Origin of the sequence: Emticicia sp. C21, assembly GCF_003418935.1 — a bacterium.
Lineage (GTDB): Bacteria > Bacteroidota > Bacteroidia > Cytophagales > Spirosomataceae > Emticicia.
The window spans coordinates 140551-153945 of the sequence record NZ_QVMT01000001.1; the positions used below are offsets into that span (position 1 = coordinate 140551).

General features: G+C 39.2%; 7 protein-coding genes. 2 read left to right on the plus strand and 5 right to left on the minus strand.

All coding sequences use genetic code 11. The features are described 5' to 3' along the window. Positions 1 to 46 precede the first annotated feature (46 nt). The 3 genes from D0T08_RS00610 to D0T08_RS00620 form a co-directional block, all read right to left on the minus strand. Positions 47 to 2686: an ABC transporter permease gene (locus D0T08_RS00610; RefSeq protein ID WP_229238876.1), complete on the minus strand. Its 2640-nt coding sequence runs from the start codon at positions 2684 to 2686 to the stop codon at positions 47 to 49. Further along, complete coding sequence (locus D0T08_RS00615; protein WP_116980632.1) at positions 2683 to 3021, minus strand: PadR family transcriptional regulator; 339 nt, start codon at positions 3019 to 3021, stop codon at positions 2683 to 2685. Before D0T08_RS00615 ends, D0T08_RS00610 begins: the two co-directional genes overlap by 4 nt. Before the next feature lie 209 nt (positions 3022 to 3230). Then, positions 3231 to 6359 carry a T9SS type A sorting domain-containing protein gene (locus D0T08_RS00620; RefSeq protein WP_116980633.1) on the minus strand — a complete coding sequence of 1043 codons (3129 nt, stop codon included), beginning with the start codon at positions 6357 to 6359 and terminating at the stop codon, positions 3231 to 3233. A gap of 140 nt (positions 6360 to 6499) precedes the next feature. Between D0T08_RS00620 and D0T08_RS00625 the strand changes: the two genes are divergently transcribed. Continuing rightward, positions 6500 to 8065, plus strand: a complete 1566-nt coding sequence (locus D0T08_RS00625; protein ID WP_116980634.1) for a glycoside hydrolase family 43 protein — start codon at positions 6500 to 6502, stop codon at positions 8063 to 8065. 176 nt (positions 8066 to 8241) lie between these two features. On the opposite strand, the gene D0T08_RS00630 is transcribed toward D0T08_RS00625, so the two are convergent. Together D0T08_RS00630 and D0T08_RS00635 are read right to left on the minus strand one after the other, a co-directional pair. Further along, entirely contained in the window at positions 8242 to 9855 is a 1614-nt protein-coding gene (locus D0T08_RS00630) for an SBBP repeat-containing protein (protein ID WP_116980635.1), read from the minus strand. A gap of 625 nt (positions 9856 to 10480) precedes the next feature. Further along, positions 10481 to 12094, minus strand: a complete 1614-nt coding sequence (locus D0T08_RS00635; RefSeq protein ID WP_116980636.1) for an SBBP repeat-containing protein — start codon at positions 12092 to 12094, stop codon at positions 10481 to 10483. A 444-nt stretch (positions 12095 to 12538) separates the two neighbouring features. Here D0T08_RS00635 and D0T08_RS00640 point away from each other — a divergent pair, with 444 nt between their 5' ends. After that, positions 12539 to 13384 (plus strand): DUF1566 domain-containing protein, encoded by an 846-nt coding sequence (locus D0T08_RS00640; RefSeq protein WP_116980637.1) that lies wholly within the window; start codon positions 12539 to 12541, stop codon positions 13382 to 13384. The last annotated feature ends 11 nt before the right edge of the window (positions 13385 to 13395 follow it).

The following is a 13395-nucleotide window of genomic DNA, read 5'->3' on the forward strand; positions in this document are numbered from 1 at the left end:
AAAAAGCTCTTTACCTTCTACCCTATGCTCTGCTCTAAGCCCTATGCTATTCGCTTCGCAAACTCTTCACTGGGTTAACTACTGCTGCTCTGATGGCTTTAAAGCTGACTGTCAATAAGGCAATACCAATGGCTAATATGCCTGATAAGGCAAAAATCCACCATTCTACGTCGGTTTTATAGGCGAAATCTGCGAGCCATTGGTTCATCAGAAACCAGGCGAGCGGCGAAGCAATGATGATGGCCAGTACAACTAATTGCAGAAAATCCTTTGATAATAAGTTGACTATATTGGTAACAGTTGCGCCTAAAACTTTACGGATGCCTATTTCTTTGGTGCGTTGCTCGGCTGTAAAGGTAACCAGACCAAATAATCCCAGACATGAAACGAAAATAGCCAGCGCAGAGAAATAAAACACTACCTTACCTGTGCGTTGCTCGGTGCGATACTGGTTTTCTAAAGACTGATCGACAAATTCATAATATGGAGGCATAATGCTTTTATATTTCTTATAAACCTGTTCTAAAGCCGCAATTGCTTCATGATTGAGATTCGGACGTGTCTTGATTAAGAAATTATTATAGTTATATGGCCCAACCGGCCAGTAACGTAGCAAAAATGGTTCTATAGCAGCCGTAAGCGGACGGAAGTGAAAATCTTTAACTACACCGATTACCTTTCCTTTCTTTTGCCAGAAAGTAATTGTTTTGCCTAAAGCCTGTTCGGGTGTCCAGTGCATTCGTTTGGCGGCAGTTTCATTAATTACATAGGCTTCGGCTGTATCACTTGTAATTTTTGGGTCGAAATTTCTTCCGGCAATCAGTTTCATTCCAGTTGTTTTCAAAAATTGAGGATCGGCATTGGCATGTGTAATTACCATCCCCTCTCCTGGTGCTTGTCCTTCCCACGAAAAATCATAGGTTGAATTGTTCATATCTACCAGATTCCCTGTGGTTAGGGTTACCTGAGCAATGCTACTTTGTTGTTCTAAATCAGCTTTCATCATCTCTATTTTATTATGCAGTTCAGGTCGGATCCAGGTTGATAGTAATTGTGATTGATCAAAGCCCAGGTTTTGATTCTGCATAAATGTCAGTTGCTTGTATATCACAATAGCACCAGTTACCAGGACGACAGACATTGTAAACTGGCTGACTACTAAGGTTCGACGGAAAAGTTGTCCTGACTGTATATTAAATACGCCTTTTAGCACTTTTATGGGTTGGAAACCGGATAGGTAAAAGGCAGGATATATACCAGCCAGAAAACTTATTAATAAAGTAAAGCCCATAATCACCAACCAGAGCAAAGGTTCAGTAAATGGTATTATTAATGATTTGGCGGCTATTTCATTCAGTAAAGGCAGAAACAGAATCAATAGGCCAATAGAGAAGATAACCGCTAATAACGTTAATAATAATGATTCGCCTAAAAATTGCACAACCAACTGTAAACGTACTGCACCTATGGCTTTCCGAACCCCTACTTCCTGTGCCCGTTTCATAGCCCTTGCTGTTGACAGGTTCATGAAATTGAAAAGGGCAATAAGCAATACAATACTTCCGACGGCTACGAAAACCCAGATGTATAAGCGACTTCCTTTCGTCTGCCAGTCGGTTTGAAAACTAAAAGCCGGATTCAGATAAATATCTGACATGGGTTGTAGACTAATAGTAGGTTTGTCGAAAGGTCGGTATTTAGCCATAAAGCCAAATAGCTTTTTATTGAGGCTTACTATATCTGTATTAGGTTGTAGTAAAAGATAATTATAATGGCTATCATTATTCCATTTATACTGGTCTTTGTCGTTCTCTGTCAAAAGGTAAGAAAACAGGATATCAAATTGAATATGTGAATTATGTGGAGGGTTCTGGGCGATTCCGGTTAGCGTAAAGGTTTTGTCTTTGAATTGAAATGGCTGACCTAATATATTGGTTGAATGTTTCCATTGACTCCCAAAGAATCGCTCGGCCGTGCTTTCAGTAATAATAATTTCATTGGGGTTCAATAAAGCCTGATTTACGTTACCCCGGAGTAAAGGGAAATTAAACATATTGAAAAATGAATGGTCGACACCCAGCATATCTATGTCTTCAATGATAGTAGAATCGTGTTTTAATATGCCCCAATACCGGTCAAAGCGACAATATTGTTTGATTTCGGCAAATTCAGCTTTTAAGGCGGGAGCCAACGGACCTGGTGATGAGGCCACATCATACAAGGTACCTGCCTGGTTCTGTTTTTCTACTACCCTATACAGGTTCGGAGCATTGGTATGAAAACGGTCAAAGCTGAATTCATCGTATACATACAGGCAGATAGCCAGGCAGCAGGCCATGCCTACGGCCAGTCCGCTGATATTGATAAACGAATAAACCTTGTTTTTAATGAGGTTACGAAAGGCGATTTTGAAATAGTTGCGTAACATATCAGGGTGAAGAATAAAGGATGATGAATAATAAGTAATAGTTTCATAAGTATCTGCTTTTCGTCGCCATAGGCGTGGGTGAAGCAGTAAAAGTATATCAATCAGATACAATAATCTGGCGATGGCATAGCCATAACGCTGCCCGTGTTTATAGAAGCGTTCGTCTAAATCACCTAGCAATTCTTCTCTGAGATGTGGGGCGGCAATGCAACTGAATAGTTTTTCTGCCCAGCGGTAAGGGCGGGGAGAATTTTTCATGACATAGCCCCTCCGAAGGCTACTTTAGGAATACCGGCCCATAAATCATTCCGAATCTGGCGGGCTTCCTGCAAGGCTTGTTCTCCCGAGGTAGTAACCGTAAACAATCGTTTCCTGCGCCCTCCCCTTTCGGCCAGTGCTTCTCCGAAACGGGATGCTACAAGTCCCTTTTCTTCCAGCCTTTGCATAGTTCGGTGCACGGCTCCCAGGCTCATAGGGCGCTGCAACCGCTTGGATAATTCTTCAACTACTGCCACGCTATAGGCATCGTCGTACAGCAGAGCAATAGTCAGTAATACTAATTCTTCAAACTCGCCTAATTGGTCTCCTTTCATAATTCTGATGGGTCTAATTTATATCCTCCACATTTGTATAGCAAATACTATTCCATGTGCCAAAACTGCTTATTCTGGTTAAATTCGGGCTATTTAGTAGAGTTCATTGTCCGAAATCGGACGGTTGGATGTACGTTGGTGGACGATGAAGATGTATAACGATTTTAAAAATCGTTAGTAAGAAGATTGAATTTAAACTGTAGATAAGTTTATTCTTTTACGATTTTTAGCACATAAGCCTTACTCCCATCAAGCAACTGAATAAGATAAATTCCTTGTGGCAAGGATTTCATATTAATTCCTTCCTGAGATGATAGATTGCCCTGCATTAGCAAGTGTCCTCTGGTATTGATTAGTTTATAGGGCAAAGATTTATCGGTATTGATGTATAGCTGGTCTTGTGCGGGATTGGGGTAGATAACAGGTTCCTCTACAACAGGTTCGTTGGCTAATGGAGCTTGTGGCTCTATAGCTATCGCCTTTGGTTTCGACATCTTCCAGACTTGCCAGCCGTGAGTATAGGTGAAACCGTAGAGATATATCTGGCTTCTGAATTCAAATAGCGCTTTAGCCTCAATCCCTTCATTCCCTTTTACTATTTCAGGATATGCCACTAGTGAATCTATTCCTAATTGATATAGTTCATACCCCTTTTCTGGTGTTTTGAAGGTAGCAAATATTTGATCGTTGGCGTGAAAAAGATGGCTCGGGGAAATTTGCGACAAAGGATATGCTTTTATAAACCGGATTCCATTAAAGTGCCAGTACCACATGCTGTTTTCAGTATCTGCTGAGACTAATCCTGTAGCAGCTTTAGCAGGAATCCATTGTAGTTGTCCGTCAAAATAATTCAATTGTTTTTCGCCAAGCGTCCAATATGCCCATTTACCTATTGAATTATTTTCGTATATAGAGGTTAGGAAATATCCACTTTCGCGCATGATTGAACTCCTGATAAAATCAGCATCATATGATTGGTTCTTAATTATTACTGAAGTTTTATCAGAATCAAAATTATAATATACAACGTCTTTCTGCCCGAGAAATAAAATACCATTACCAAAAGCCAACATACCTTGTGAGACCTTAAAACCAATTTTAAAAACCTGCAAACGACTTCCTTTGATAAATAAAGCCTGGTTATTGTTTAATAATACCAATGTATTTTTGATATAAAGCGTAGCTTCATAAAATCCTATATGTTTATCTATCTCAAGTTTACCGGATACCATATCTAAAACAGAAAAAACGAATAAATCATTTGCCCTTTGGTTGAATATCAGCTTGTCTTCAACGATGGTATAATAATACATATTCTGATTCAAAAATTTCAGAGGTCTGGCGTTAGCATCAACTGTAAATAAGCCAAATTTATCTATACCGGTACCAATAGTTTTTGAATAAAAAATACGGTTTTTATATACATTTAAATCTCTAATATTTCTGTCTATTAGTCTTGCTTCTATTCCTTCGACCTTATATAATTCTTTAATCCAGTTGTTTTTTTTATATACAGTGGCATATACATAGGTTTCGGTTTTAGTCTGGTAAATTTCCATGCTATTAGATACAGGGAAGTCAATAAGTCTGGCATTTCCATTATCAATCACCAGTAACTTTAGCTCATTGTGGGTGTTTCTCAGCTCGAATACAACGGATTTCTCATTAACTCTGGTTAGCCAGGGATTAACATTCAGCACTTCAGTAGATTTATATATTTTTTGTGTACCTGCTTCCGTTCCATCAGACTCATAAAATACCTTCTGGTTTTGCGGTGAGTTCAGGTAAAAATAAAATTTACCATTGGCCCCCATAGCCCAGTTATTTATATAATTAGCATATCCGGAATCACTCAATATCATTGTTGCCTCATTCTTTTCACCTTTACTCGCCCAGATTTCCCTTTTCCCGGTTAAAGGACTGGTTAAAAGGTATATTATTTTATCACCCAATATTCTATAGCTAAAGTCAGTCGGGTATGTTGGGTCAAATATCTTTCTGGTGGGAAATAAAGATGTTTTAAGCCCATTGGTAACCGTATAAATATTGTCTTTTATATACAGTGTGTTGTGGTTAATTGAAATCAGGGTATCTTTTAACTGCGGATTCTCGTATGGATAATCTTTTAGATTTGTTACGGTGTCTTTTGAAAAACTGTAAGTAATTTTTCTGTTTATATTATTATCGATAGTAAAAACACTCGTATCAGTTTTACAGCTGTTGATTGTTACAGGGCTATCCAAAAGGTATGCGACCAGATTTTTACTGCGTTTCATATATCCGCTTTTCAGATTGTACACATGGAGATTAAAAGAGAGATTGCTGATAGTGCTGGCTGCTGAGTTAAAAACAAGTTCATCACCGATAATGCGGAAATTCCGATACAGTATGAAAGGGCTGTAATCTTCAGGCTTTTTATTTAATTGACTTTCAATAGGCACTGTCCATTTTTTCTTAAGCGTATGATTGTTCTGTAAGGCAAATATTTCGAGTTTTTCTGACTGTTTGAGAAAATATACCTGCCCTAGCGTATCACGAACTACCATTGGTAATTCAGAATTGTCACCCCAGTCAATGAAAGGCAAAGTCTCGTTACTATTACTGGGCTTAACTATTAGTTTTCTTCCATTACCTGTAAAGAAAAAATAGAAGTCGTAGCCATCTATAGCGTAGTATCTGAAAGTACCAATAAACATTTTACTATTATTGGCAACCAATAGATTTTTTGTAAGTTGGCCATACTTATTCAGTTTGTACAACTCAATGTTTCCGCTCTGATAATCGGTACGGGTATAATGCAAAGTGGAATCAATAATTTGAAAATCTAATACATTATCTGCCAGATGGGTGATGGTATTATCGGCATTCAGCCATATTAAATTAGCATACAGCGGCTTACCGGGGTAATAAGGGGAATAACTCCCTTTATTGGTAAAATAGAGCAGTAACTTACCATTGAAGTTATGATAAGAGTAGAGGGAATCTGGTCGTGATAATACCTTTTCCAGAAAATCGCCTTTCGTGCGGTAGAGATATGAACCAGAATATTTTAAATATAAATAGCCATACGCTTTAGCTGTATACGGATATGCCTCTACGGCATTGTCTTCCTCATCTTTGAGCAAATGTGTATTTTCAGGTTTACCGTCGGTTATCCATAATTTATGCCCATCAATTTCTGGTCGGTTTATTGTAAAAACCAGTTTTCCATTAATTGTGTCTACTTTTTGAGCTTTATTCGGAGTTTCAAAACCTCTGTTCTCAAATTTGGATACCTGCTGTTGTGCCACAGCCGTATATCCCAATAACCAGCAAGCAAAAGTCAACAGTCTTTTCATGGTTTAATTTTATTTATTGGCATGACTTCAAGATGGCCTGATTGGTTGTATTTGTAGTTCGATTTTTCAAATATTGACCTCCGGGTTTATTATATCAAAATAATTCCTTTTCTTCGTCATACTATTTAACCTGAATACGAATGAAATTAATTAAGCTCCTTTGTCTATTTACTCTCTTGAGTGCCGGAACCTCATGGGCTCAAAAATTTAGTCCTCGCCCTGTTAATACTTATAGAAACCCTGTCATTGCAGGAGATTTTGCCGACCCATCGGTAATTCGCGTAGGTGATACCTATTATGCTGCCGGAACATCGTCAGAATGGGGGCCTGCTTATCCGATTTACTCATCAAAAAACCTGGTTGACTGGGAATATGTGGGTCCTGTATTCGCTGAATTACCCGAATGGACTATGGGAAGTTTCTGGGCTCCGGAGTTATTCTACCGTAATGGTACTTACTATTGCTATTATACTGCACGCAGAAAATCGGACAAGCATTCTTATATCGGTGTAGCCACTACCAAAGATCTGAAAAAAGGTTTTACAGACCATGGCGTAATTATTGAATGGACAAGCGAGGCCATTGATGCCTTTGTGATAGAAGATAAAGGAAAATTGTATATTACCTGGAAAGCCTACGGACTTGATAAAGGTAAAACCATAGAGTTATTGGGTGCGGAGCTATCGGCCGATGGATTAAAGGTTATAAGCAAAGAGTTTAATCTCATTACGGCTAACAAAGAAGATTGGGAAGCAGGCGGTGCAGAAGGACAAGCCATTTTTAAAAGAGGCAATTACTGGTATATGCTCTATTCGGGTAATTCATGTTGTGGAAGCAGATGCAACTATATGGTAGGCGTGGCTAGAGCCGAAAAGATACAAGGCCCTTGGGTAAAGTATTCGGGCAATCCGATATTGGTGGGCGATGATGTCTGGAAATGTCCGGGACATGGTACGGTTGTTACGACGCCTGATAATCGTTATTTCTTTTTGCATCATGCCTATAGTGGCACCGATTTTACTTTTGTGGGCAGACAGGCCGTATTGAGCGAACTCGTATGGGATGAAGCCACCAAATGGCCTGTTTTCAGATATGGTAAAACTACTCCACAGCAAGCCGAATCTCCGTCTGGTACCAGTACCCCTTATAACTCTAGCTTTGCAGTCAATTTTGCTCAACCTATGCCAAATTTACGCTGGATACATGATGTACATTACTCTAAACCAATTTATACGGTACAGAACGGCGCATTGCAGATTGAGAATACCAACCTGACTGAAACAGGGAATTTTATAGGTTTCAATATCAAAAAAGGTAGTTATACTTTTTCGGCAGAGGTAAGCCCGAAAGAAGACATTATGCAGAATATTGTTGTTTATGGTGATGCTAAAAATGCCATTGGTTATGGTGTGCGAGGGTCTAGAGTAGAATTATGGCGCATAAAAGATGGTGCGCATGAAGTGGTAAAAACACAGGAGATTCAGGCAAATAAGGATGTTAAGCTAAAGTTACAAAGCTATAATGGCCGTTTCTATGAGTTCAGCTATGAACAGAAAGGAGAAAAGGCTGATGCGGCCAATAAAGTTGCCCAACTGGATAATTTATGGCTGCCCCGTTGGGACAGAGCGGCCAGAGTGGGATTGAATGTATCGGGTAAGGCGGCTGGAAAAAGTGAGATAAAGGCTGTGGAGATGAAGTATGAGTAATAGTATATATAAAATTGTGAAACATTGCCGCAATGGAATTGTGTTATTTGTGTACATAGTGGCAGTAAAATCTTAGTCGCAATGTGCACAGTTTAGATACAATTCCATGGCGGCAATATTTCATAATGAAAAAACGTTTTCCTTTCTACTTGTTCCTTTAACCGTTCTCCAACAATTTAAGGATCAATTCTGACTGCAAAAATATCACGGAAGCCTTTGGAAGCTCTGGATAAATTGCCAATCTTTATAATGCCATCCTGATAAATGCCTCCTACATGAATACCATTATTGGGGTCAAGTGTGATAACACTCCCGGTATTATAACCTTCACCTCTTATGTCAGTTACCCATTGCAGGTCTAAATTCTTATTATATTTGGCAATAAAAGTTTTGCTAAAATTTTCGTGTATAATAAATCTTTTATCGCCTAAGTCCCCATAGCGATAGCCTGTTATATATATATTGCCGTCATTATCTACAGCTACAGCATTAGGGCCAACCTTGCTTTTCACATAGTAAAAATTTTGTAAATAACCAGTACTATCATATTTCACTATGGTTAACATATCATCAAACTCCGAATTGGTGTAGGAAAGCAAACCAACTTTGATTGTATACTTGAAAGTACCTACTATATAAACATTACCTGAGGCATCTGTTCCTATGCCTTTGCTGTAACACCTTCCATCATTTCCGGGATTTTCATTCAGTGCCTGTACCCAGAGCCATTCGCCCGTCGCGGGGTTACATTTAGCCGTAATTGTATTATTGTTAAGAGTATATTCGCCCTGATTTGAAATATGTTTAACAATTGTGCCGAAAGTAACTGTTAGCCCGCCGTAACCGGTAACATATACACCGTTGTTATCCACGGCCAGTCCAGTTAACACCTCATATTCAGAACCACCACCGGAATTTGCCCACAAAAAATTACCATCATTTGTATGTTTGGCTAAAAAAAAATCAGCCCTGCCTCTGGAAGTCAGTTTAGTACTACCGTAATCTAACTCTCCGGAGAAACCACCAGCAATGAATACATTCCCTGCATTATCTAATTTGATCTTATCCCCATAAATACTTGGATGTTTTGCCAGCATTTTGGCCCAAAGCAATACGCCATCTTTATTATACTTGGCTAAAAACAGGCCAGGGTCAGGTAAGGACTGGAGCATACTAAAATACATAGACCCAAATGAAGTGCCACATACATATATATTACCCTGATTATCTACTGTTATGCTGCCCCCCCCATCAGTACCCGGACCTCCTATTCCCTGAGCCCATTGCACTTCGCCATTCCTATCATACTTAGCGATATAGATATCGGTTCCTCCTCTAGAAAGTAGTTGAACGGGCCCGAAATTTATACTACTTTCAAAACCTCCTATCATATAAGTAAAATTTTTATCGGCAGCTATACCTTTGATATAGTCTTCGCCTGCTTCTCCTGTGGCCATTATCGGTACTGTTTTACCAGGCTCATTTTCGGGGTTTGTGCGTTTCCATTTGCCATCAAAAACCCGTAGGCAATCGTAGGTGGTATCATACACCTGATCACCTTTTTGTGGCGATTGTATAGCCAACATAGCTTCGTAGCTAAGCCGTTGGTAACCACCTGCCATAGCTGGGGTAATGCCATTAGGGGTGATGGTTACATTCTGGCCGTATGCCTGTGTGAAGAGAATGCTGGCAAAACAAAGGCAAAGCAGTTTTCTGATACATGCAGAAACATACTTGCCTTTATCCATCGGAGACAATTGAGTGGATAGGAATAGAAATTCAGGTCGCATAGACTTACTAAGGTTTTAATATTTTACTGACAACACTGCGTTGTGTTATCGGGCAGTAAAACTGGCAGAATACCCCTGAAACACCAAAAAAAGGGGTTGGACAAAAATGGGACATTTGGAAGATTGTCGATTTTCGATTGCGGATTGTCGAATGAAGACACATACTTGACTGATTTTAGTCAATCACAGCACCATTTAACTTCCTTTTCTAAATTCGACAATCTGCGCTGTGCGATGGATCGTTGACACTTGACAATACAAATCACTTGCCTAATAATTTTCTTTTTACCACAATCTCAATCACCTGCTCGCGCATGTTGCGGCTGATGGAGATGAGGTGGTTTTGAATGATGATGTCGTTGTTTTGACAGTGCAAATAAAGTTAATCAATTAGAAAACTTATGGCTTCCCGCTGCGAAAGAGGAGTAAGAGTCGGGTTGAAAGTATCCGGTAAAACCTCAGGCAAAGGGAAGATTAATGCTGTGAAGATGAAATATGAGTAAGATAAATAAAATTATGAAACATTGCCACTATGTACTCAAAGTACACAATTCCATTGCGGCAATGTTTCATAATGAAAAAACGTTTTCCTTTCTACTTGTTCCTTTAACCGTTCTCCAACAATTTAAGGATCAATTCTGACTGCAAAAATATCAAAGAAGCCTTTGGAAGCTCTGGATAAATTGTCAATCTTTATACTGCCATCCTGATAAATGCCCCCTACATGAATACCATTATTGGGGTCAAGTGCAATAACACTTCCGGTATTATAACCTTGACCTCTTATTTCAGTTACCCATTGCAGGTTTGAATTCTTATTATATTTGGCAATAAAGGTTTTGCTAAAATTATCGTAAGCAATAAATGTTTTATCGCCTAAAACTCCATCCGGGCTACGAGAACCTATAATATAAATATTGCCGTCATTATCTACAGTTGCAGCACTAGGGTAAACCTTGCTATTGACATAGTAAAAATTTTGTAAATAACCGGTACTATCATATTTCAATATGGTTAATATACGATAAAAATTCTGACTGGTGTAGGTAAACAAACCAACTTTGATTGTACCAGTAAAAGTACCTACCGAATAAACATTACCAGAGGTATCCGTCCCTACGCCACAGAGATAAATGCTTGTGTCAGTGTTGGGATCTTCATTAAGGCCCTGTACCCATCGCCATTCTCCATTAGTAGGGTTAAACTTAACCGTAATTCCGTTAAGGTCTGAAGAAGAGCTTTTAGTCAGATTTTTAACGATTGCGCCAAACGTAACTATACCATAACCAAAGCCAGTAAGATATGCTCCGTTGTTATCAACAGTGAACCCATAGAGGCGTTCGTTACCGGGTCCGCCACCGGAATTTGCCCACAAAAAATTACCATCATTTGTGTGTTTGGCAATAAAAATATCTTCATTGCCTCTGGAAGTCAGTTTAGTATTACCGAAATCTAAATCTCCGTAGAAAGTACCAGCAATAAATACATTCCCTGCATTATCTAATTTAATCTTAGGCGATATATTATATGGATTTTTTGCCAGCATTTTGGCCCAAAGCAATACGCCATCTTTATTATACTTGGCTAAAAACAGGCCAAGGTCAGGTAAGGACTGGAGCATACTAAAATACATAGACCCAGATGAAGTGCCACATACATATATATTACCCTGATTATCTATTGCAATATTGCTACTCCCTTCAGAATTTGGACCTCCTATTCCCTGTGCCCATTGCACTTCGCCATTCCTATCATACTTAGCGATATAGATATCGGTTCCTCCTCTAGAAAGTAGTTGAACGGGCCCGAAATTTATACTATTTTCAAAACCTCCTATCATATAAGTAAAATTTTTATCGGCAGCTATGCCTCTGATATAGTCTTCGCCTGCTTCTCCTGCGGCCATTATCGGTACTGTTTTACCAGGCTCATTTTCGGGGTTTGTGCGTTTCCATTTGCCATCAAAAACCCGTAGGCAATCGTAGGTGGTATCATAGACCAGATCACCTTTTTGTGGCGATTGTATAGCCAACATAGCTTCGTAGCTAAGCCGTTGGTAACCGCCTGCCATAGCCGGGGTAATGCCATTAGGGGTGATGGTTACATTCTGGCCATTTACCTGTGTGAAGAGAATGCTGGCAAAACAAAGGCAAAGCAGTTTTCTGATACATGCAGAATCAGACTTGCCTTTAGCCATAGAGGGTAATTGAGTGGATAGGAATAGAAATTCAGGTCGCATAGACTTACTAAGGTTTTAATATTTTACTGACAACACTGCGTTGTGTTATCGGGCAGTAAAACTGGCAGAATACCCGTGAAACACCAAAAAAAGGGGTTGGACAAAAATGGGACATTTGGAAGATTGTCGATTTTCGGTTGCGGATTGTCGAATGAAGACACATACTTGACTGATTTTAGTCAATCACAGCACCATTTAACGTCCTTTTCTAAATTCGACAATCTGCGATGTGCGATGGATGCCTGTATATTCAAGAATTAAAATTTATATAGCTGATGGTATGTTTTGAGTTCTTATCTGCTATTGAATCATTTTTCAAATCTCCGCTTATCAATTCATGTTCGCCGACTTTAGTGCCTTTTCTGCCAGAATTACATTGCAGGAAAAATACCGACTATTTAAGAAGTAGCTTTGGTTCATTATCCATCATAATTCTATTAAGTAATGAAATTAATTATCCACTTTGCATTTACCATTTTTCTATTTTCCAGCCAACTTTTTGCTCAAAGTGTTACTATAAGTCCCTCAGGTACATCGGCTTTGATTGATGCTAAAAGTACAACCGGAGGCACTACACTTCCCAACATGAACATGTCTCAACGAGGGGCTTTAACTCCTAAGCCCGGTTTACAGGTCTTTTGCAACAATTGTTCACCCGTAGGGCCATATGTCTATGATGGCACACAATGGAAAGCTATGTTTAATATAGCCAACGGAAACACGACTATTTATTCGGTTGGGCAACAGGCACAGGGAGGAACTGTTATCTGGGTTGATGACTCAGGTCAGCATGGATTGGTGGCTGCGCCTGAAGATGTTCCAGTTGTAAATTTTGGGTTTCCATACGGCAACAAAGGTATAAAGTGGGGGAATATGCTTTATAAGGCAGAGGATGTTAATCAAAATGAGCCTCTCCATGTTGGTGCGATGGGTCCGGGGGTTTATGATGGCGAAAAAAATACGGATGTGATTGTTAATAAACTTGGCTGGGACTCTTATGCAGCTTTTCTATGCCGTCAGATGAATTTTAATAGATATGGTGGCTGGTACTTACCTTCTCTGGCAGAGCTTTTACTTATTTATGAAAATAAAAATATTTTAACCGGCTTATCAAAAACTGTAAAATTGGATGCCTATTACTGGTCTTCCAATGAGGGCTCACAGACTGAAGCTGTTATGGTAAATCTTGTAGATGGCGAAGTTAGTAATTATAATAAATCTTCAACTTATCATACAGCAGGTGATTTTCCTTACTATGCTCACAGAGCCAGAGCCGTAAGAAGATTTTAAGGGAATTAAAC